Raw genomic sequence first — 20,541 nt, 5'->3', positions numbered from 1 at the left:
ACTTCACTGATCTTCACCGGAGTTTACCCGCGATGCTGCCCTCTTTCCCGACGTTACTGCCGTTCTTGCTGTTCGCCTTTGTGGCCTCGATCACCCCCGGCCCGACCAATATTCTGGTGCTGAGCAACAGCGCTCGATACGGCTTGGTCGCGGCAGTGCCGATCATCGTCGGCGCCTGCGCCAGCGCTGCGACCCTTGTGTTGCTGGTGGGCACCGGTATCGGTTCATCATTGACCGCGTGGCCCGCCGTGCAAAGCGTCATGCAATGGGCCGGCGTGGCGTGGCTGAGTTATCTGGCCTGGCAGATTTTCAGCGCCCCGGCGACGGCCATTGCCGCCAGCAACAGCGAAGCGCGCCTCGGATGGATGGGCGCCGCCAGCCTGCAACTGGTCAACCCGAAAACCTGGATGATGGCGCTGGCGGTGGTCAGCGTATTCGCCGGGGGTGGTGAGCATCGCGCAGTGCAGGTGGTGTATTTGTCCCTGGTGTTTTTTCTGGTTTCCCTGCCATGTCTCGCGGTCTGGGCGATGCTCGGTGCCGGTTCAAGTCGCTGGTTGCGCTCACCCCGTGCCATGCAACGCTTCAATCGCTGCATGGCGCTATTGCTGCTGGGTTCGGCATGGTTGAGTGTGCTGGCCTGACGGCCACTAGTCGGTCATTGTTCGACAATCAACCATTAGGGGCTTGACGGCGAATTGGCTTTTGGTGTCTTCTGAAACCGGTTTCAGTGCTATCTCACGAAGCACTCGACCTTATAAATCCAATAAGAAGGTTTCAGACCGTGAATGATTTCTCCGCCGCTCAGCGCAGCCGCGTGACCATGCTCGACGTGGCCGAATACGCCAAGGTCTCCAAGGCCAGCGTTTCGCGGTTCATTGGCGATGATCGTGCCCTGCTCTCCGATGCCATTGCCCAGCGCATCGAACAGGCAATTGCCGAACTCGGCTATCGCCCGAACCAGATGGCCCGCGGCCTGAAACGCGGGCGCACCCGCCTGATCGGCATGCTGGTGGCCGATATCCGCAACCCTTATTCAATTGCCGTGATGCACGGGGTGGAAACCGCCTGCCGTCAGCACGGCTATAGCCTGGTGGTGTGCAACACCGACCGCGACGACGAGCAAGAGCGCCAGCACCTGGCCCTGCTGCGCTCGTACAACATCGAAGGCCTGATCGTGAACACCCTCGGTCATCATCGTGACGAATTGCACGAACTGCATCGGGAAATGCCCCTGGTACTGGTGGATCGCAAGGTGGAGAACCTTGAAAGCGATATGGTCGGGCTGAACAACCCGCAAGCCATCGACATGGCCCTTAACCACCTTGAAGAACGCGGTTATTGCGATGTGTTGCTGGTGACTGAGCCGCTTGATGGCACCAGTTCGCGGATTGAGCGGGTCAGCAGCTTCAAGGCGCAAATCGAGCAACGCCCGGCGCTTCGCGGCACGCACATCGAAACCGGCAGCGAACTGACCGCACAATTGAAATCCTTCCTCGACACGCCTGGCCCCGGCCCGAAGGCGCTGTTTTGCGCGAACGGGATTGCAGCGCTAGCCAGCACCCATGCATTGCGTGAACTCAAGTGCAACCTGTTCGATGACGTGGGCTTGATCGCCCTCGATGACCTGGATTGGTACCCGTTGGTGGGCAGCGGCATTACCGCCCTCGCGCAGCCGACCACCGAGATGGGCGCCAGTGCGTTTGAGTGTCTGCTCAAGCGGCTGCGTGGGGATGACGGGGCGGTGCGGACACTGGATTTTTCCGCGCGTCTGGTTGTGCGGGGGTCGACCCTTGGAAATTTGCGTTGAATGTTAAGGCCCCTTCGCGAGCAGGCTCGCTCCCACAGCGGATTTGCGAATACAGGCCCATCGTGGGAGCGAGCCTGCTCGCGAAGAGGCCCCAAGTAGCACTGAAAATTTTTTTGAACAAAAATGAAACCGGTTTCAGAGGTAGAAAAACAATGAACAAACCAGCCGTTTCCATCAGCCTGTCCAGCTACGGCGCCGACCTTGTGCGTCAACGCGGCCAGGGCAGCTTCATCGAGATTCTCGCCGCCGCCGGCGCCACGCGCATTGAGTGGCGCGAAGAGTTGCTGACCATCGAGGACCCCGCTCAACTGGCCGATGCCACTCAAGCAGAGGGCCTGCAGAGCGTGTATTCGTCACCCATGGAGCTATGGCTGGCCGGGCAATCCAAACCCAATCCCGAACTTATCACGGCCTTGCAACGCGCCCAGGCGTTCGGCGCCAAATGGCTGAAGGTGTCGCTGGGCTATTTCACCGACAACAGCGATCTGCAAACCCTCGCCCGAGTGCTTGGCGAAAGCGCCGTGCAGTTGCTGGTGGAAAACGACCAGACCCTGCACGGCGGCCGCATTGAACCCTTCCAGCGTTTTTTCGCGGACGTCGAGCAGCACAAGTTGCCGATCAAAATGACCTTCGATATCGGCAATTGGCACTGGCAGGACCAGTCCGCCGCCAGCGCCGCGCGCTTGCTCGGACGTCACGTCGGTTACGTGCACTGCAAAGCGGTGACCCGCCGCGCCGACGGCAAACTGGTCGCTATCCCACCCGCCGTCAGTGACCTGCAACAGTGGGAACACCTGCTGCGGCACATGGCCCAAGGCGTTATGCGGGCCGCGGAATATCCGCTGCAAGGCGATGACCTGGTGCAACTGACCACCGAGCACGTTACCGCCCTCGCCCACCTCGGCCAGTCGCAGCTGGAGAGCGCTCATGTCTGAGATCGATATTCTGTCCTTCGGCGAGACCATGGCGATGTTCGTCGCCGAACAGGCGGGTGACCTGGCCAGCGTCGGCGCTTTCCACAAACGCATTGCCGGGGCTGACAGCAACGTCGCCATTGGTCTTTCCCGTCTGGGATTCAACGTGGCATGGCTGAGCCGTGTCGGTGCCGATTCGTTGGGCCGGTTCGTGGTCGACACCCTGGAAAAACAAGGCCTGGATTGCCGCCACGTCGACATCGACACCGCCCACCCGACCGGTTTTCAACTCAAGTCCCGCACCGACGACGGCAGCGATCCGGTGGTCGAGTACTTCCGCCGTGGTTCGGCGGCCAGCCACCTGTCGCCGCACTCGATCGTGCCCGAATTGCTCAAGGCCCGACACCTGCACGCCACCGGCATTCCCCCGGCGCTGTCGGAGTCGGCGCGGCAGATGTCGTTCGAGTTGATGACCCGCATGCGCGAGGCCGGGCGCAGTGTGTCCTTCGACCCGAACCTGCGCCCGAGCCTGTGGGCCAGCGAACGACAAATGATCACCGAGATCAACCGCCTCGCCGCCCTCGCCCATTGGGTGCTGCCGGGGTTGAGCGAAGGTCGCTTGTTGAGCGGGTTCGAAGACCCGGCCGACATCGCCGCCTTCTACCTTGACCAGGGCGCCGAAGCCGTGGCGATCAAGCTTGGCCCACACGGGGCTTACTACCGCACACATCTTGATCAAGGTTTCGTGGCTGGCGTACCGGTGCAAACAGTGGTCGATACGGTGGGCGCCGGCGATGGTTTTGCCGTGGGCATGATCAGCGCGCTGTTGGAAAACCAAAGCGTTGTCGAGGCCGTGAAACGCGCCAACTGGATTGGCAGCCGGGCGGTGCAGAGCCGGGGGGATATGGAGGGGTTGCCTACCCGATCCGAAATGGTCAGCGAATTTGAGGCCGCCATCGCGAGCAGGCTCGCTCCTACACGGGATTTATGTCGACCTTAGATCCAATGTAGGCGCGAGCCTGCTCGCGATGAGGCCAGTAAAGGCACCGAAGATTTAAACCGTTACCTGCTGCGACAAAAACAACAAGCTCAGGAGCACCACCATGAAAACCGCAACGCTCGCCACCCGCCGCTGGTGGTACATCATGCCCATCGTGTTCATTACCTATAGCCTGGCGTATCTGGATCGCGCCAACTATGGGTTCGCCGCCGCGTCCGGCATGGCGGCAGACCTGATGATCACACCAGGCCTGTCGTCGATGCTCGGCGCGCTGTTCTTCCTCGGCTACTTTTTCTTCCAGGTACCCGGCGCGATCTACGCGCAGAAACACAGTGTGAAGAAGCTGATTTTCGTCAGCCTGATCCTCTGGGGCAGCCTGGCGACGTTGACCGGGATTGTCTCCAATGCCTACTGGCTGATCGTCATCCGCTTCATGCTCGGCGTGGTCGAAGCGGCAGTGATGCCGGCGATGCTGATCTACCTGTGCCACTGGTTCACCCGCGCCGAACGCTCGCGAGCCAACACCTTCCTGATCCTCGGCAACCCGGTGACCATGCTCTGGATGTCGGTGGTCTCGGGCTATCTGGTGCAGCATTACAGCTGGCGCTGGATGTTCATCGTCGAAGGTTTGCCAGCGGTGTTGTGGGCATTCATCTGGTGGCGTCTGGCCGATGATCGTCCATCACAAGCCAAGTGGCTCAACGATCAGGAAAAACAGGACCTGGAAAGCGCACTGGCCGCAGAACAGGTCGGCATCAAGGCCGTGAAGAACTACGCCGAAGCGTTCCGCTCACCCAAAGTGATCATCCTGGCACTGCAGTTTTTCTGCTGGAGCATTGGCGTGTACGGCTTCGTGTTGTGGCTGCCGTCGATCCTCAAGGCCGGTGCGCAGATGGACATGGTCCAGGCCGGCTGGCTGTCGGCGCTGCCGTACCTGGCGGCGGTGATCGGCATGCTGCTGGTGTCCTGGGGTTCGGACAAGCTGCAAAAACGTAAACGTTTCGTCTGGCCGCCACTGCTGATTGCCTCGATTGCTTTCTATGGTTCCTACGCCTTGGGTGCCGAACACTTCTGGTGGTCCTACACCCTGCTGGTGATTGCCGGTGCCTGCATGTACGCGCCTTACGGACCGTTCTTCGCAATCATTCCGGAGATCCTCCCGGCCAACGTCGCGGGCGGCGCCATGGCGCTGATCAACAGCATGGGCGCCCTCGGTTCCTTTGGCGGCTCCTATCTGGTCGGTTACCTGAACAGCTCCACCGGCTCGCCCGGCGCCTCGTACCTTTTGATGAGCGGCGCACTGATGTGCTCGGTGCTGCTGACCATTTTCCTCAAGCCCGGCGCCAGCGATCGGGAGCGGCCCACGGCCACAGTAACGCGCACTGCCACGGCACATTCCTGAATTGAAGTTGAGATCTCAAAGATGAAAAAGCAGGTCGTCCTGTACAAGAAACTCTCGCCGCTGTTGATGGCTCGCCTGCACGAGCAGGCCGAAGTGACGCAGATCGAAAACCTTGATGCCCGGGGCCTGGCCAAACTGCGCGATGCCCTGCCCCGCGCCCACGGTTTGCTGGGTGCCAGCCTGAAGCTGGATGCCGAACTGCTCGATCTGGCACCCAACCTTCAAGCCATTGCCAGCGTCTCAGTGGGAGTCGATAACTACGACATCGACTACCTGACCGAGCGGCACATCCTGCTCAGCAACACACCGGATGTATTGACAGAAACTACCGCTGACACCGGTTTCGCGCTGATCCTGGCAACAGCCCGGCGCGTAGTGGAATTGGCAAACATGATTCGCGAAGGCAATTGGACCCGCAACATCGGCCCCACGCATTTCGGCAGCGACGTGCATGGTAAAACCCTGGGCATCATTGGCATGGGCCGCATTGGTGAGGCCCTCGCGCAGCGCGGGCATTTCGGGTTTGGCATGCCGGTGATCTATCACAGCCAGTCACCGAAACCGGCGGTGGAACAGCGGTTCAATGCGCACTATCGAAGCCTGCCGGAGCTGTTGCAACAGGCCGATTTCGTTTGCCTGACGTTGCCGCTGACCGCGCAAACCGAAGGGCTGATCGGCGCAGAACAGTTCGCCCTGATGCGTCCCGAGACCATCTTCATCAATATTTCACGGGGTAAAGTGGTGGACGAAGCAGCACTGATTGAAGCCTTGCGTGCGGGTCAGATTCGCGCGGCCGGGCTGGATGTATTCGAACGCGAACCGTTGAATCAGGACTCGCCGTTGTTGCAGTTGAACAACGTGGTGGCGACACCGCACATCGGCTCGGCCACCCATGAAACACGGGAAGCCATGGCCAGATGCGCGGTGGACAACCTGTTGGCGGCGCTGGCGGGTGAACGGCCGGCCAATTTAGTCAACGCTCAAGCGTGGAAGGCTTGAGGGATCTGGGGTTTGCCTCATAGCTATCGTCGGAACGCCGCCCGGAGCGAGCTTGCTCCGGGCGGCGTTCCGACGACGGGGCCCGCACACGCAACACAACGACCTCAGGCCCGCCGCACCTCCAGCAAATCCGTCGCACACAAAGCAATCCGCCGGCATGCATCAGCCAGCTTCATCTGATCCACCACCAACCCGATCCGGATATGCCCCGCCGCACTCGGCCCGAAAGCTTCACCGGCCAGCACCGCCACGCCATAGTCTTCCAGCAGGCGTTCGGCGAAGCGCTGGGCCGACAACCCGGTCTGGCCTACATCGACCATCACGAACATCCCGCCATCCGGGCGAATCGGCCTGAGGCCCGGACACTGGCTCAGACTTGCACACACCAGGTCTCGGCGCTGGCGATACTCTTCGCGCATCGAGGCCACTTCCGGCAAGTCCCGGTCCAGCGCCAACTGCGCAGCGTTCTGCACGAAATCCGGAATGCCGAACAACATGCTCAGCGACAAATTGACCAGGTGCCCGGCCATGGGTTTGGGCCCGATCACCCAACCCACCCGCCAACCGCTCATGGCATGAGACTTGGACAGGCTGTTGATTGTCGCCGTACGTTCGGCCATGCCCGGCAGACTCGCCGGGCTGATGTGCTCACCCTCATACAGCAGATCGCTGTAGACCTCATCGCTGATCAGCCACAAATCGTGGCGAATGCACAGCGCTGCCAATTCCTGCCAGATCGGCAACGACAGACTGGCGCCGGATGGATTGTTCGGACTGTTGAGCAGGATGGCGCGTGTTTTGGGTGTGATCCGCGCCGCGACATCCGCCGGGTCAACGCGAAACCCGTTCTGCGGGCACACTGGCACCGGGACCACTGTGGCCGCGCAAGCGCCGATCACGCCCTCATACGTCACATACATCGGCTCGGCGACTATCACTTCATCGCCCGGATCGAGCAGGCATTGCGCCACCGAATACACCGCGCACTGCGCACCCGGAAAGACGATCACATGCTCGTCATCCACCACCTGGCCACTGCGTTGCCGGTGCCGGCGGGCGATGCTGTCGCGCAGCCCTCGACTGCCGCGCACTTCAGGATAGTGCGTATCACCGGCCAACAGGCTGGCGATGGCGGCCTGGACGATGGGTTGCGGCGTATCGAAATCGGGATCGCCAATTGACAGCAGCACGACATCGACGCCCTGTTCGCGCAATTGCAGCGCTCGATCGTGAATCTGCCAAGCCGCCGCTCCGTCACCGGCGATTCGTTGGGTCAAGGCTGAATAGCGCATGTCGGTCTCCTGTCGCGCGGGTGCTCCCAGCCACAACCCTATCTCAAATCACGAAGCACGCCACCATGGCGTTCAAATCCACTGCCAAAACTGCCATCGGGGCTTTTGTGAAAAACCCTCAGCCGCAGCGGACAGCCATCCGCCAGACACGAGCGATATCGGTTGCCCGCTCACGCAGCAAGCGCGGCGCCTCGGCACAGGCCTGGTCCAGGGTCATCGGCCCGCTCGCCAGGGCAAACGCAGCGTCGACGCCATGCTCATAAAGCGCCTGATAACCGTCGCCCAAGGTGCCGGCGATGACGATGACCGGCACGCCATGTTCCCGGGCGACCCGCGCCACACCAAACGGCGTCTTGCCGCGCAGGGTTTGCGCATCGAAACGCCCTTCACCGGTGATCACCAGATCGGCGCCTGCAACGGCGTCGGCCAGGCCCACGAGTTCGGCTACCACTTCAACACCCGCCTTGAATTGCGCACCGAGGAACGCCTTGGCGGCAAACCCCAGGCCGCCCGCCGCGCCACTGCCCGGCTCGTCGCGTACGTCGTTGTTCAAGGCAGTCGCGCAATGGTCGGCAAAGTGCCCCAAGGCCCGGTCCAGTTGCTCGACCTGCACGGGCGAGGCGCCTTTTTGCGGGCCGAAAATCGCCGAGGCACCGTGGGGGCCGCACAACGGGTTGTTGACGTCGGCGGCGATGTCGAAGCGCACCTGTGCCAGACGCGGATCAATGTCGCTCAGGTCGACGCGGGCCAATTGCGCAAGGGCGAGGCCGCCCGGTGACAGCGTCTGCCCCTGGGCGTCGAGCAATTTCACGCCCAAGGCCTGCATGGCACCGGCGCCGCCGTCATTGGTCGCACTGCCGCCAATCGCCAGGATCACCCGTTGCGCACCGGCATCCAGTGCGGCGCGGATCAATTGCCCGGTACCGAAGGTGCTGCTGATGCACGCATCCCGTTGCACCACCGGGACCAACTGCAAACCGCTGGCCTCGGCCATTTCGATGATCGCGGTGTGGCTCTGCGGCAACCAGCCCCAGGCGGCTTCCACCGTGGCCCCCAGCGGCCCGCGAACCACGGTGCGGCGCTGTTCGCCTTCGCACGCGGCCAGGATCGACTCGACAGTCCCTTCCCCACCGTCGGCCATCGGGCATTTGATCAGTTGGGCATCAGGCCAGACCTGCGCCAATCCCAATGCAATGGCATCGGCCACGCCTTGAGCGCTGAGGCTGTCCTTGAACGAATCGGGGGCGATCACGATTTTCATGGGAATTCTCCAGTTCCAATGTCCACATGCTGCCAGCCGCCATGAACAATAACGCCGGTCCGCTGCACAAGCGCCGATGAGGATTATTGTTCATTTCCACAAAGCCCGTGGCAGACGCGTTACCGGGTGGGAGCGGGCTTGCTCCCACAGGGAATGTGTATGGTTCAGGGGTTCCCGTCTGTCTGGGGGAGCAGTTGCACGCCGAGGTACAACGCGAGCATGCCGTCCAATCTTAGTGGATCAACCCCGCTCAGCTCGGCAATCCGCTCCATGCGATAGCGCAGGCTGTTGCGATGGATGCCCAACGCATCGGCGCAGGCCTGGCTCTGGCCGTCGTGTTCGCACCAGCTGCGCAGGGTTGCCAGCAACTGGCCGTTGTTGTCCTTGGCAATGACCTTGCGTAGCGGATTGAGCAACTCATCGAGTGCGTCGTCGTTGCGGTGGCGCCAGAGCATCACCGGCAGCCGATAGCGGTTCAGCGTCAGCAATCGGGAGCGCGGCAACACCTCGCGCCCGTAGGCCAGCAAGTCACCGACCCGGCGATAGCAGCGCCGCAAGCCCGAAAGGCCATCGGCCTGCCCACCCACGGCAATGCGCAGGATGTTCCAGCCCAGGCCGTTGAGTTTGTCCAGCAAGCGCTCGTTCTCGACCGTCTGGCTCGCAGGTCGGCACCAGAGCAACGAAGTCTTGGCCGAGCTCACGCACCAACTGTCGGGATGACGGGTGGTCAACCAGGCGCTGAGTGCCTCGACGGTTTGCCCTGGCGCGTGTTCCAGGCCCAGTTCGAACAGGTATGGCACCCGGGTCATCTGTGGCTTGAGGCCCAACTGCTGCGCTTCATCGACCAGTCGCGGAGCATCCCCGGCTTCGCTGAGCAACAACGCCAGCAGATCATCGCAACGCTGGCGCCGCCATTGCTGTTCGGCCTGCTGGTTGCGCTGGCCCACCAGCATTTCGGCGGTCATGCGCACCAGCTCGGCGTAGGTGCGCAGTTGCTCCGGTTCGCCGGTGATGCCCAATACGCCGATCAGGCGCTGGTCCAGCATCAGCGGCAGGTTGATGCCCGGCTGCACGCCCTTGAGATGAATCGCCGTCTGCGCATCGATCTCCACCACCCGACCATTGGCCAGGACCAGTTGCGCGCCTTCATGCCGGGTGTTGACCCGCTCTGGTTCGCCGCTGCCCAGGATCAAGCCCTGGCTGTCCATGACGTTGACGTTGTACGGCAGGATGGCCATCGCCCGGTCGACGATGTCCTGGGCCAGGTCGTGATCGAGTTCGAACATGCAAGTGATCCTTGAAGACAGTGATGGAACGGGTTGTTCACCCGCACAGGCCTTGGTTGCAAACCCTGTGCTCAGGCACAAAGACAGCCGCCCTGAGGGTGGTCGAGACTCTCTGGGCGATCAACGTTACCCTTTGCATCGCAAAAAATCATAATAAAGAGAGAGCCGCCATGACACAGAGCGCCGTAGCGTCCGACGCCATCGCTGACGACAAAAACGCCGTCTACAAGCGCATTACCCTGCGTTTGATCCCCTTCATTTTCATCTGCTACCTGTTCAACTACCTCGACCGGGTGAACGTTGGGTTTGCCAAACTGCAGATGCTCGACGCGCTGAAGTTCAGCGAGACCGTGTACGGCCTCGGTGCCGGCATCTTCTTTATCGGTTACGTGCTGTGCGGTGTGCCAAGCAACCTGGCCCTGACCAAATTCGGCCCGCGGCGCTGGATCGCACTGATGATGATTACCTGGGGAAGCCTGTCGACCTGCCTGCTGTTCGTCACCACGCCGACCGAGTTCTATACCCTGCGCCTGTTCACCGGCGCGGCCGAAGCCGGGTTCTTCCCGGGCGTGGTGTTGTACCTCTCGCAGTGGTTCCCGACCTTCCGCCGTGGCCGCATCATGGCGCTGTTCATGTCGGCGATCCCGGTATCCGGCCTGCTCGGCAGTCCGTTCTCCGGCTGGATTCTCAACCACTTCGCGACAGGCCAGGGCGGCCTGGCCGGCTGGCAATGGATGTTCCTGCTGCAAGGCATTCCCACCGTCATCCTCGGGGCGCTGGCTTACTTCCTGCTCAGCGACAGCTACGCCAACGCCAAGTGGCTGACCCCGTTCGAGCGCTCGGTGCTGGAAGCCGACCACGCCGAAGATCTGGCGAACAAGCCGAAAACCACGACTGATTCGCTGCTGGCGGTGTTCAAGAACCCGGCGATCTGGGCCTTCGGCCTGATCTATTTCTGCATCCAGAGTGGCGTGTACGCGATCAACTTCTGGCTGCCGTCGATCATCAAGAACCTGGGCTTCAGCGATAACCTGGTGATCGGCTGGCTCAGTGCGATTCCATACCTGCTGGCCGCGGTGTTCATGCTGATGGTTGGCCGTTCGGCGGACCTGCGCCAAGAACGTCGCTGGCATTTGGTGGTGCCGATGCTGATGGGGGCACTAGGGCTGCTGATCGCTGTGAACTTCGCCGCCAACCCGGCCATCGCGATTCTCGGCCTGACCATCGCCACCATGGGCGCCCTCACCGGCCTGCCGATGTTCTGGCCGGTGCCGACCGCACTGCTTAGTGCTGGCGCCGCGGCTGGCGGCCTGGCGCTGATCAACTCGATGGGACAAATGGCCGGCTTCCTCAGCCCGTACCTGGTGGGTTGGGTCAAGGACAGTACCGGCTCGACCGATGCGGCGTTGTACCTGTTGGCGGGCGTGATTGTCTGCGGCAGTTTGCTGGCGTTGCGCATGACCCGTAACCTGCGCGCCTGATCACCACCATCCCCTTGTGGGAGCGAGCCTGCTCGCTCCCACAAGGGTTTCAGCGTTGGCTCGATAATTCGGTTTGCCCCGCAGAGCGATTCTGGTATCTGATTGAACCTTTCCCACTGGTAAAAGGATTTGCTCATGAGCTACCGCATGCTGGGCCATTCGGGTCTGCAGGTGTCCACCCTGACCCTGGGCACCATGATGTTCGGCGAACAGACCAGCGCCGAAGATTCCTTGCGAATCATCGACAAGGCCTGGGACCAGGGCATCAACTTCATCGACACCGCCGACGTCTACACCAACGGCCGTTCCGAGGAAATCGTCGGCGAGGCCATCGCCAGCCGCCGCCATGAATGGGTGCTGGCCACCAAGGTCGGCTTCGGCCCCGTGGACGGTGTCCCCAACCGCAGCGGCCTGAGCCGCAAGCACCTGTTCAACGGCATCGATGCCAGCCTGACGCGCCTGGGCACCGACTACCTCGACATCTATTACCTGCACCGCGAAGACCACAACACGCCGCTGGAGGTCACTGTATCGGCCATCGGCGACTTGATCCGCCAGGGCAAAATCCGCTATTGGGGCCTGTCCAACTACCGCGGCTGGCGCATCGCCGAAGTCATCCGCGTGGCCGACAAGCTTGGCGTTGACCGGCCGGTGATCAGCCAGCCGCTGTACAACATCGTCAACCGCCAGGCTGAAACCGAGCAGATCACGGCGGCGCAAAACTACGGTCTGGGCGTGGTGCCCTACAGCCCGCTGGCGCGCGGGGTGCTCAGCGGCAAATACGCGCCGGATGTGAAACCGGACGCCAACAGCCGTGCCGGACGCCAGGACAAACGCATCCTGGAAACCGAATGGCGCGTCGAGTCCCTGCGCATCGCCCAGCAAATCCAGCAATTCACCCAGGAGCGCGGCGTGGGCATCGTCGAGTTCGCGATTGCCTGGGTGCTGAACAACAGCGCCGTTACCTCGGCCATTGTCGGGCCGCGTACCGAAGCGCAGTGGGACGCCTACACTAAGGCGCAGGCGGTGAAGATCACGGCCGAGGACGAGGCGTTCATCGATTCGCTGGTGACCCCGGGACATGCGTCGACACCGGGGTTCAATGATGTGAGCCATTTTGTGTCGGGGCGTACACCGCGCACCAACTGAATCAACCCATAACCCAGTGTAGGAGCGAGCAGGCTCGCTCCTACAATTGGACCGTGTTGATCGATTGGACAATATTCAGCACAAAAACCACGTATCCTCCGCCCCCCGTTTCACCTTCAACCTCGCGAGGACAGCTTGTCTAAAGGTATCGCTCTATCGGTTTCAGCCTCGGTGCTGTTTGCCGTCATGTATTACTACACGTCGCTGCTCACCCCCTTGAGCGGCGTGGAAATCTTCGGTTGGCGCATGCTGCTGACCGTCCCGTGCATGACCGTGTTCATGGTGGTGTCCGGGGAGTGGAAGCGCGTGCTGGAGATTGTTCGGCGCGCCATGGCCAATCCGAAACTGATTGGCGCGCTGATCGCCTCCTCTGCCCTGCTCGGCGTGCAATTGTGGCTGTTCATGTGGGCGCCACTCAACGGCTACAGCCTCGACGTATCACTCGGCTATTTCCTGTTGCCGCTGACCATGGTCTTGACCGGCCGCCTGGCCTACGGCGAACGCCTGTCCTATCTGCAAAAAGTTGCCGTGGTGTTCGCCTGCCTGGGCGTGATCAACGAGGTGTATCAGGTTGGTGGTTTTTCCTGGGCAACCTTGCTGGTCTGCATTGGCTATCCAACCTACTTTATCCTGCGCAAACGGCTGGCGGCGGACAACCTCGGCGGTTTGTGGCTGGACATGGCATTGACGCTGCCGGTGGCCTTCTGGTTCGTGCAGAGCGGCGCGCAAGGTTTCGGTGTGTTTGACCAGCATCCATGGTTGTCGCTGTTGATCCCGATGCTCGGCGTGATCAGCGCGTCGGCTCTGGTGGTCTACATCATTGCCAGTCGCCTGCTGCCGTTCAGCCTGTTCGGCTTGTTGAGCTATGTCGAGCCGGTGTTGCTGCTGGGCGTGGCGTTGCTGCTTGGGGAGAGCATCAAGGCCGGCGAATGGCTGACCTACATCCCGATCTGGATGGCTGTGCTTGTGCTGGTGTTTGAAGGGTTCAAGCATCTGGTCCGGCAGAAGCGCAAACCGATGTAACCGAAACCAAAAAGCCCGATCATCTGATCGGGCTTTTTTTACATCCGCTACGGTTTAGTCGGTGGACAACACACCACGACGCACCTGGTCACGCTCGATGGATTCGAACAGCGCCTTGAAGTTGCCTTCGCCGAAACCGTCGTCGCCCTTGCGCTGGATGAACTCGAAGAACACCGGCCCCATCAGGGTTTCCGAGAAAATCTGCAGCAGCAGGCGCTTGTCGCCCGATTCGGACGAACCGTCCAGCAAAATGCCCCGCGCTTGCAGTTCGCCCACCGGCTCGCCGTGGTTCGGCAAACGGCCTTCGAGCATTTCGTAGTAGGTCTCCGGCGGCGCGGTCATGAAGCGCATGCCGATGCTTTTCAGGTGGTCCCAGGTCTTGATCAGGTCATCGGACAGGAACGCAACGTGCTGGATGCCCTCGCCGTTGAACTGCATCAGGAACTCTTCGATCTGCCCGGCACCCTTGGACGACTCTTCATTCAACGGAATGCGGATCATGCCATCGGGTGCGGTCATGGCCTTGGAGGTCAGGCCGGTGTACTCGCCCTTGATGTCGAAGTAGCGGATTTCGCGGAAGTTGAACAGCTTCTCGTAGAAGTTGGCCCAGTAGGCCATGCGACCGCGATACACGTTGTGGGTCAGGTGATCGATGATCTTCAGGCCGGCACCGACCGGATGGCGGTCCACACCTTCGATGAACACGAAGTCGATGTCATAGATCGAGCTGCCTTCGCCGAAACGGTCGATCAGGTACAGCGGCGCACCGCCGATGCCTTTGATCGCCGGCAGGTTCAGCTCCATCGGGCCGGTTTCGATGTGAATCGGCTGGGCGCCGAGTTCCAGGGCACGCTTGTAGGCTTTTTGCGAATCCTTGACGCGAAACGCCATGCCGCACACCGACGGACCGTGCTCGGCCGCGAAGTACGAGGCCACGCTGTGGGGTTCGTTGTTGAGGATCAGGTTGATCGCGCCCTGGCGATACAGGTGCACGTCCTTGGAACGGTGGGTCGCCACCTTGGTGAAGCCCATGATCTCGAAGATCGGCTCCAGGGTGTTCGGGGTCGGCGATGCGAGCTCGATGAATTCAAAGCCCATCAGGCCCATTGGGTTTTCGTATAAATCTGCCATGGTCGGCGCCTCATCATGCTTTTAGAATTAACAGCTGAAATTAACAAATGTTAGTTGCTAGCAATGCTGAGACCGGTGGGTGGCGCACAGGAGATGCCCCGCACACTGCGGGCGAGAAAGTCACCGTAGATCAGTTGAAACCCGAATATCTTCATTGTCGACCCAAGGCTCTTGCGGGCGAGGCTTCTGCTGCCAGAAGACGATTATTATTGTATGCGTAAACCGATTCTACACAGCGTAAATCAGTTTGTCCGCCTTCTGTATCAAATCCCCTTTTTCCTTGCCCGCGCAAGGGGTTTGTTGCAGAGGAAAATCCCCGCCAGTATCAGCCCACCGCCCAGGCACATGGCCAGCGTCAGCGGCTCGTCCAGCAGCAGCGCGCCAAGGATCACCGCTGTCAACGGGTTCAAGGCAATGAACACCCCGGAACGGGTCGCGCCGATTTTGCGAATGCCGTCGTAGTAGCCAACGTACGCCAGCGCCGATCCCAGCACCCCCAGGTACAAAAGGCTCAACCATTGCTGCGCACCCAGATGGGCGATCGCGGCGACACTCACCTCACCGCGCACGATGCAGGCCATCCAGAGCATGACGGTGCCCAGCACAATCGAATACGTCACCGTTTGCACCGGTCCCAGGGTCTGGTTCAGCTCTCTGGAGAACAGCGAGTAGACACCCCAGCCGAGGACGCACCCGAAAATCAGCAGATCGCCGAGCCAGACATCGGCACCGCCGGCCAGTAATTGCGGGTCGCGACTGACGATCACCATGCTCGCGCCCGCCATGCAGATCGCAATACCGACGACTTTGGCCCGGTTCAAACGCTCCTTGAACAGCAGCCAGGAAGCCAGGCCGATCACCGCCGGATTCAGCGCCACGATCAAGGATGCCCGTGAAGCGTTGATGTAATGCAGGCCATAAAAGAAGCATAGGTTGTAAAAAAAGATCCCGAAAAAGCCAAGCAATGACAATTGCAGCCATTGCCGGGGGCTGGGCCGGACCAGCGGTGTCCGCGCCATGCGTACAAACAGCAGCAACGCCACGCTGGCCAGCAGAAACCGCAGACTGGCCGCCAGTAGCGGACTGAGGCCGCCGGCCAGATAGCGCCCGGCGACGAAGGTGCCACCCCACACCATGGTGACCGCCGCCAGTTTCAGATACACCGGCAGATCCGAGGGTTTTGACAGGCTTTGCTCGCAGATCGTCATAAGAATCCAGGACCGGATGTCGGAGAGATGACGTATCATTCGACTAATACCCAGTCATCGTAAAATGAGCAAACACTCATGACCCTCACTCAACTGGAGATTTTCTCCCTCGTGGCCGAACTCCACGGCTTCACGGCAGCGGCCAATCGCCTGGGTATTTCCCAATCGGCGGTGTCCCATGCCTTGAAGTCCCTGGAGCTGGAGTTGGGGGTCGAGTTGTTGCGCCGCCATCAATCCCAGGTCGAGTTGAGCGACATTGGCCAGCAGCTGTTGCTGCGCGCCCGAGCGATGCTCGGCCTGGCCAACACCCTGCGCCAGGAAGCCGCCGATGCAAGGGGCATGAAACGCGGCACGCTGCGCATCGGCTCCTTCGGCCCGACCTCATCGATCAAATTGCTGCCGTTGATTCTGCAGCAGTACCGCGCCGCCCATCCCGGCATAGAAGTGCATATTGACGAAGGCCCCGACCGCCAGGTGCTCCAGTGGCTGGAGGAGCGACGGATCGACATCGGCTTTGTGGTATTGCCCGAGGAGCGTTTCGACACGGTCACGCTGATCGAAGACCAAATGGTCGCTCTGCTGCCCGCCGCCCACCCGCTGGCGGTTCACGACAGCCTGAGCCTGAAGGATCTATGCGATTTCCCGTTCGTGCTGACCGAGGCCGGTTCTTCGGAGCTGGTTTCACGCCTGTTCACAGTGGCCCGACTGACGCCCAATATCCGTTATCGCTGCTCGCAGTTGATCAGCACCCTGGATGTCGTAGCTCGTGGCGACGGGGTGACGGTCGTTGCCGAAGGTTCATTGCCCAATCAAATTGACCGCCGCTGTGTGAAAAAACCGCTGTCGCCGGCAGTATTGCGCCAGGTCGGCCTGGCGGTGCTCGACCGACGCCAGGCATCACCCGCGACGCTGGCCTTTATCAGCCTGGCCGAAAGCCTTGACTTGCGTTGAGCGGCATAACCGCCAACGGCCAACTATCATGGCCCATACCCGAACTCTGCATGGGAGGCGTTTTGCCCTGCCATCATTTGAGAGCCTTACTTCTTCGTGACAGGATTCGCGAATGCCGTTGAAAGCCAAAACCCGCAGTCGCAGCACAAGAATTGCTGTCACTCTGATCAGTGGATTGCTCCCGGTGCTGTTGGGGGCCGCCATTCTTTACATGCAAGCAGGAAGTGCGCTCAAACAAGACACCGAACAAACTGCCGAAGAAGCGATTCGCCAGTTCGACCTGATGCTCGACAACACCGCCCAGGCCGCTCGTGAACTGCTGCCGCTGGCGGGCCAACGTTGCGCTGACGTCAGTCTGGCCCTGCGCGAACAGGTCACTCGCCGCCCTTTCGTGAGCTCAACCAATCTGGTGTGGGACAACAACCTCTATTGCAGCTCCCTGTTCGGCGACTACCAGGAGAATGTCAGCCCCGGTGACTACACCCAGGGCGCCTTATGGCTCATGAGCGGCAATCCGGTAACGCCCGACACCGCCTTGCTGGTATACCGCCTGAGCGAAGGAAAAAAAGGTGCACTGACGACCCTCTATGGTCATCACTTGAGCAATATCCTGCGCCTGATAAGCCGCAAGACATTGCTATTGCTGCAAGTTGGCCCGGACTGGATATCCGCCGACGGCAAGGTTCACAGGGGCGCTGCGCCTGACCTGCCCGTTGCGCAAAGTCGATTGACCTCCGAGCACTATGCTTTTGCCGTGGAAGCGGGTTTCCCCAAAGGCGAAACCTGGCGATACATGAGCAGCGAATATCCACCATTGTTCAGCCTGCTGATTTTCTTCGGTGTGATTGCCGGGGCAATTGGTCACTTCCTGCAAAAGCGCTCATCGGCACCCACCCAGGAAATGCAACGGGCACTGGAAGCTGCAGAATTCATTCCGTATTTCCAGCCCGTGGTGCATGGCGACAGCAAAAGCTGGTCCGGCGCTGAAGTGCTGATGCGCTGGAAACATCCGAAGGAAGGCCTGGTGCGTCCGGACCTGTTCATCCCGTTTGCCGAGCACTGCGGGCTGATCGTGCCAATGACCCGCTCGCTGATGCGACAAACCGCCGCCCTGCTCGCGCCGCACTCCGCCAGATTCAACAAGCCGTTTCACATTGGTATCAACATCACCGCCAGCCATTGCCAGGACCTGGAGCTGGTCAAGGATTGCCGCGAGTTTCTCGATGCGTTCGAACCAGGCTCGATCCATCTGGTACTGGAACTGACCGAGCGCGAACTGATCGAGCCCACGGCCATCACCCTGCAACTGTTCGAACAACTTCGCGAACTGGGCGTGAAAATCGCCATCGACGACTTCGGCACGGGCCACTCAAGCCTTGGCTACCTGCGGCAGTTCAATGTCGATTTTCTGAAAATCGACCAGAGTTTTGTCGCCATGATCGGCATCGACACACTCTCCAGCCACATCCTGGACAGCATCATCGAACTGGCGGTCAAACTCGACCTTGCCCTGGTGGCCGAAGGTGTCGAAACCCGTGAACAGAGTGATTACCTGAGCGCTCATCAGGTCAACTTCCTGCAAGGTTATCTGTTCGGCAAACCCATGCCCGGCGCGGAGTTCATTAGTGCATTAAGCAACCATTAACTAGCGGATTTAACCGAGAAAACAACGACTACACGCACCAATTTGAATCAAAACACTACTGCCGTTACATGAAAAAAAAGACAGGATTTACTCTTGGCCAATTAACTACTACAATTTTACATGCCTGTGCTAAATTGGCAGGTGAGCCACTATCACCGAGTCGCTTCAAGGCTCTTGGCTTATAGCTTTGTTTGCGGTTGGTATCAGCCAAACACACTATTGGAGTAAAGATATTGTCCAGACTCGCTGAATTCCGTGCAGCCGAAAAGGCTCTTCAAGAACAGCTCAAGCAGCTGGAATCCCTGAAGAACGATGCCGGGCTCAAGAAAGAAATCGAATTCGAAGAAAAGCTCCAGGGCTTGATGAAAACCTATGGCAAGAGCCTGCGCGACATCATCGCCATTCTCGACCCTAACCCGGCAAAATCCGGCCTGCAGCAGGCAGCAGCACCTAAAACCCGCCGCGCCCGTGTGGTCAAGGTTTATCAGAACCCGCACACCGGCGAGCTGATTGAAACCAAGGGCGGCAACCACCGCGGCCTGAAAGCCTGGAAAGAACAGTACGGTGCAGCCACCGTTGATTCCTGGCTGCGTGGCTAACTCTCGCGGCGACAAAAAAGCCCTGCTTATGCAGGGCTTTTTCATGGGTTATCTAAATGCCCGGGGCGGATACCAGACAACTACCTGACTGCCAACAACTTTGTGCTTAATCCATTTGGATATCTAAAATTTTCTTCATGCATCGAAAAAGCACTGTCGCTTACTAAAGTTTCAAGCTGTTACGGGCAGCGTCTATTTCATCCTGGCTCGCCTTATATGCCTCGGCCTGCCCCGCGTAGGAAAGAACATAGGCCTTATCGGCATCCACCGCGGCCACCAATGTTTGAGAAAGCACATGCCTGCCGTTTTGCGTGATGGTGCAGGTTGTTTCCAGCGCGGCCAATCGACTCAACGTAGTCGAATGAATGCGCGTGCAGACACTTTGATACCCGCCCTGAAAGAAGTCTTTTTGAACCGACTTGCGCATCTCCAGCAATACGCCTTCGAGGTTTACCTGGTGATCGCTTTGCACCGAGCTCATGGTCAATTCCATCACCATAAGCGGCGATCCATTCTGATCATTTTTCACCGCCCGCTGACGACTTACCCCAGACGCCGATTCAGGCACGACTTCGACCTGCCAGCCTTCCGGCCAGGTCACCACTGGCGCATCGGCGCGAGCAGCACCAGCCAGCGAAAGCACGTTTAGCAGGATGAACAGCACTTTACGGAATCGAATCATTGCAATGGGCACTCACGGATCAAGCCGTAAAGTCTGGGCCCAGGCCGGCTGTCAGGCAATAGCCGACTGTTTGGGTTTGGTGATGTCCGAACCCTTGCGTATCATTGTCGCCATTCGTTAGCCCACATATTTCCCGGAGGGCCCATGAGCCTGCACGAATTGAACACCTTCCCCGGCGTCACCGCCCAACCGGACGCCGCTACGCAGAAATTTGTCTTCAACCACACCATGCTGCGGGTCAAGGACATCACCAAGTCCCTGGACTTCTACACACGCATTCTGGGTTTTACCCTGGTGGAAAAACGCGACTTCCCGGAAGCCGAGTTCAGCCTGTATTTCCTCGCGCTGGTCGACAAAAACCAGATCCCGGCCGATGCCGCCGCGCGCACCGAGTGGATGAAATCGATCCCGGGCATTCTGGAGCTGACCCACAACCACGGCACCGAGAACGATGCGGATTTCGCCTACCACAATGGCAACACCGACCCCCGCGGTTTCGGCCACATCTGCATTTCGGTGCCAGACATCGTCGCCGCCTGCGAGCGCTTTGAAGCACTGGGCTGCGATTTCCAGAAACGCTTGAGCAACGGCCGCATGAAGAGCCTGGCATTCATCAAGGACCCGGACGCCTACTGGGTCGAGATCATTCAGCCAGCTCCACTGTAGGAGCGAGCTTGCTCGCGATAAACCTGAGAACACCACGGGGCACCT

Annotated in this window: 19 protein-coding genes; 13 read left to right on the top strand and 6 right to left on the bottom strand. The window is 60.1% G+C overall.

Annotation, left to right across the window (positions count from 1 at the left end; translation table 11 throughout):
• The first annotated feature begins 32 nt into the window (after positions 1 to 32).
• From AC3ITY_RS15155 to AC3ITY_RS15130, 6 genes are all read left to right on the top strand, one after another.
• Positions 33 to 641, top strand: coding sequence for a LysE family translocator (locus tag AC3ITY_RS15155; RefSeq protein WP_489310357.1), 609 nt, complete (start codon positions 33 to 35; stop codon positions 639 to 641).
• Between the two features lie 140 nt (positions 642 to 781).
• On the top strand, positions 782 to 1,807 hold the full coding sequence (locus AC3ITY_RS15150; protein WP_489310355.1) for a LacI family DNA-binding transcriptional regulator: 1,026 nt from the start codon (positions 782 to 784) through the stop codon (positions 1,805 to 1,807).
• Positions 1,808 to 1,959: 152 nt separating this feature from the next.
• A complete protein-coding gene (locus AC3ITY_RS15145; RefSeq protein WP_489310353.1) occupies positions 1,960 to 2,742 on the top strand; it encodes a sugar phosphate isomerase/epimerase family protein in 783 nt (260 codons plus the stop codon).
• Entirely contained in the window at positions 2,735 to 3,721 is a 987-nt protein-coding gene (locus tag AC3ITY_RS15140; RefSeq protein WP_489310351.1) for a sugar kinase, read from the top strand. Before AC3ITY_RS15145 ends, AC3ITY_RS15140 begins: the two co-directional genes overlap by 8 nt.
• A 103-nt stretch (positions 3,722 to 3,824) precedes the next feature.
• Positions 3,825 to 5,123 (top strand): MFS transporter, encoded by a 1,299-nt coding sequence (locus AC3ITY_RS15135; protein WP_489310349.1) that lies wholly within the window; start codon positions 3,825 to 3,827, stop codon positions 5,121 to 5,123.
• A 21-nt stretch (positions 5,124 to 5,144) separates the two neighbouring features.
• Positions 5,145 to 6,122, top strand: coding sequence for a 2-hydroxyacid dehydrogenase (locus AC3ITY_RS15130; protein ID WP_489310347.1), 978 nt, complete (start codon positions 5,145 to 5,147; stop codon positions 6,120 to 6,122).
• 104 nt (positions 6,123 to 6,226) lie between these two features.
• Here the strand turns inward: AC3ITY_RS15130 and AC3ITY_RS15125 are convergent, their stop codons facing one another.
• The 3 genes from AC3ITY_RS15125 to AC3ITY_RS15115 all read right to left on the bottom strand — a co-directional run bounded on the left by AC3ITY_RS15125 (position 6,227) and on the right by AC3ITY_RS15115 (position 9,961).
• The gene (locus tag AC3ITY_RS15125; RefSeq protein WP_489310345.1) at positions 6,227 to 7,414 is read right to left on the bottom strand and encodes a pyridoxal phosphate-dependent aminotransferase; all 1,188 of its coding nucleotides are present in this window, start codon (positions 7,412 to 7,414) and stop codon (positions 6,227 to 6,229) included.
• Positions 7,415 to 7,532: 118 nt separating this feature from the next.
• On the bottom strand, positions 7,533 to 8,675 hold the full coding sequence (locus tag AC3ITY_RS15120) for a glycerate kinase (protein WP_489310343.1): 1,143 nt from the start codon (positions 8,673 to 8,675) through the stop codon (positions 7,533 to 7,535).
• A 164-nt stretch (positions 8,676 to 8,839) separates the two neighbouring features.
• The gene (locus AC3ITY_RS15115; RefSeq protein WP_489310341.1) at positions 8,840 to 9,961 is read right to left on the bottom strand and encodes a sugar diacid recognition domain-containing protein; all 1,122 of its coding nucleotides are present in this window, start codon (positions 9,959 to 9,961) and stop codon (positions 8,840 to 8,842) included.
• Positions 9,962 to 10,131: 170 nt separating this feature from the next.
• On the opposite strand from AC3ITY_RS15115, the gene AC3ITY_RS15110 reads away from it, so the two are divergent.
• The 3 genes from AC3ITY_RS15110 to rarD all read left to right on the top strand — a co-directional run bounded on the left by AC3ITY_RS15110 (position 10,132) and on the right by rarD (position 13,614).
• On the top strand, positions 10,132 to 11,442 hold the full coding sequence (locus AC3ITY_RS15110) for an MFS transporter (protein WP_489310339.1): 1,311 nt from the start codon (positions 10,132 to 10,134) through the stop codon (positions 11,440 to 11,442).
• A 135-nt stretch (positions 11,443 to 11,577) separates the two neighbouring features.
• On the top strand, positions 11,578 to 12,591 hold the full coding sequence (locus AC3ITY_RS15105) for an aldo/keto reductase (protein ID WP_489310337.1): 1,014 nt from the start codon (positions 11,578 to 11,580) through the stop codon (positions 12,589 to 12,591).
• A gap of 135 nt (positions 12,592 to 12,726) precedes the next feature.
• A complete protein-coding gene (gene rarD, locus AC3ITY_RS15100; protein ID WP_489310335.1) occupies positions 12,727 to 13,614 on the top strand; it encodes an EamA family transporter RarD in 888 nt (295 codons plus the stop codon).
• Between the two features lie 54 nt (positions 13,615 to 13,668).
• On the opposite strand, the gene hppD is transcribed toward rarD, so the two are convergent.
• Both hppD and AC3ITY_RS15090 read right to left on the bottom strand, forming a co-directional pair.
• The gene (gene hppD, locus AC3ITY_RS15095) at positions 13,669 to 14,745 is read right to left on the bottom strand and encodes a 4-hydroxyphenylpyruvate dioxygenase (protein ID WP_095966635.1); all 1,077 of its coding nucleotides are present in this window, start codon (positions 14,743 to 14,745) and stop codon (positions 13,669 to 13,671) included.
• A gap of 263 nt (positions 14,746 to 15,008) precedes the next feature.
• A complete protein-coding gene (locus tag AC3ITY_RS15090; RefSeq protein ID WP_489310333.1) occupies positions 15,009 to 15,953 on the bottom strand; it encodes a DMT family transporter in 945 nt (314 codons plus the stop codon).
• A gap of 78 nt (positions 15,954 to 16,031) precedes the next feature.
• Between AC3ITY_RS15090 and AC3ITY_RS15085 the strand changes: the two genes are divergently transcribed.
• From AC3ITY_RS15085 to AC3ITY_RS15075, 3 genes are all read left to right on the top strand, one after another.
• The gene (locus tag AC3ITY_RS15085; RefSeq protein WP_489310331.1) at positions 16,032 to 16,904 is read left to right on the top strand and encodes a LysR family transcriptional regulator; all 873 of its coding nucleotides are present in this window, start codon (positions 16,032 to 16,034) and stop codon (positions 16,902 to 16,904) included.
• 112 nt (positions 16,905 to 17,016) lie between these two features.
• Positions 17,017 to 18,549 carry an EAL domain-containing protein gene (locus AC3ITY_RS15080; RefSeq protein WP_489310329.1) on the top strand — a complete coding sequence of 511 codons (1,533 nt, stop codon included), beginning with the start codon at positions 17,017 to 17,019 and terminating at the stop codon, positions 18,547 to 18,549.
• A gap of 233 nt (positions 18,550 to 18,782) precedes the next feature.
• A complete protein-coding gene (locus AC3ITY_RS15075) occupies positions 18,783 to 19,148 on the top strand; it encodes a histone-like nucleoid-structuring protein, MvaT/MvaU family (protein WP_008075430.1) in 366 nt (121 codons plus the stop codon).
• A gap of 163 nt (positions 19,149 to 19,311) precedes the next feature.
• On the opposite strand, the gene AC3ITY_RS15070 is transcribed toward AC3ITY_RS15075, so the two are convergent.
• Complete coding sequence (locus AC3ITY_RS15070) at positions 19,312 to 19,830, bottom strand: DUF4946 domain-containing protein (RefSeq protein WP_489310326.1); 519 nt, start codon at positions 19,828 to 19,830, stop codon at positions 19,312 to 19,314.
• Between the two features lie 144 nt (positions 19,831 to 19,974).
• On the opposite strand from AC3ITY_RS15070, the gene gloA reads away from it, so the two are divergent.
• Positions 19,975 to 20,496, top strand: coding sequence for a lactoylglutathione lyase (gene gloA, locus AC3ITY_RS15065; protein WP_489310324.1), 522 nt, complete (start codon positions 19,975 to 19,977; stop codon positions 20,494 to 20,496).
• The last annotated feature ends 45 nt before the right edge of the window (positions 20,497 to 20,541 follow it).

This window comes from Pseudomonas sp. GL_091 (assembly GCF_057837725.1).
This window is presented reverse-complemented; position numbering and strand designations above follow the sequence as displayed.

Coding starts and splice junctions, on each gene's coding strand:
- AC3ITY_RS15105 (WP_489310337.1), top strand. CDS start 11,578: ATGAGCTACCGCATGCTGGGCCATTCGGGTCTGCAGGTGTCCACCCTG.
- AC3ITY_RS15135 (WP_489310349.1), top strand. CDS start 3,825: ATGAAAACCGCAACGCTCGCCACCCGCCGCTGGTGGTACATCATGCCC.
- AC3ITY_RS15125 (WP_489310345.1), bottom strand. CDS start 7,414: ATGCGCTATTCAGCCTTGACCCAACGAATCGCCGGTGACGGAGCGGCG.
- AC3ITY_RS15070 (WP_489310326.1), bottom strand. CDS start 19,830: ATGATTCGATTCCGTAAAGTGCTGTTCATCCTGCTAAACGTGCTTTCG.
- AC3ITY_RS15085 (WP_489310331.1), top strand. CDS start 16,032: ATGACCCTCACTCAACTGGAGATTTTCTCCCTCGTGGCCGAACTCCAC.
- AC3ITY_RS15130 (WP_489310347.1), top strand. CDS start 5,145: ATGAAAAAGCAGGTCGTCCTGTACAAGAAACTCTCGCCGCTGTTGATG.
- AC3ITY_RS15110 (WP_489310339.1), top strand. CDS start 10,132: ATGACACAGAGCGCCGTAGCGTCCGACGCCATCGCTGACGACAAAAAC.
- AC3ITY_RS15145 (WP_489310353.1), top strand. CDS start 1,960: ATGAACAAACCAGCCGTTTCCATCAGCCTGTCCAGCTACGGCGCCGAC.
- hppD (WP_095966635.1), bottom strand. CDS start 14,745: ATGGCAGATTTATACGAAAACCCAATGGGCCTGATGGGCTTTGAATTC.
- AC3ITY_RS15140 (WP_489310351.1), top strand. CDS start 2,735: ATGTCTGAGATCGATATTCTGTCCTTCGGCGAGACCATGGCGATGTTC.
- AC3ITY_RS15080 (WP_489310329.1), top strand. CDS start 17,017: ATGCCGTTGAAAGCCAAAACCCGCAGTCGCAGCACAAGAATTGCTGTC.
- AC3ITY_RS15155 (WP_489310357.1), top strand. CDS start 33: ATGCTGCCCTCTTTCCCGACGTTACTGCCGTTCTTGCTGTTCGCCTTT.
- AC3ITY_RS15090 (WP_489310333.1), bottom strand. CDS start 15,953: ATGACGATCTGCGAGCAAAGCCTGTCAAAACCCTCGGATCTGCCGGTG.
- gloA (WP_489310324.1), top strand. CDS start 19,975: ATGAGCCTGCACGAATTGAACACCTTCCCCGGCGTCACCGCCCAACCG.
- AC3ITY_RS15115 (WP_489310341.1), bottom strand. CDS start 9,961: ATGTTCGAACTCGATCACGACCTGGCCCAGGACATCGTCGACCGGGCG.
- AC3ITY_RS15120 (WP_489310343.1), bottom strand. CDS start 8,675: ATGAAAATCGTGATCGCCCCCGATTCGTTCAAGGACAGCCTCAGCGCT.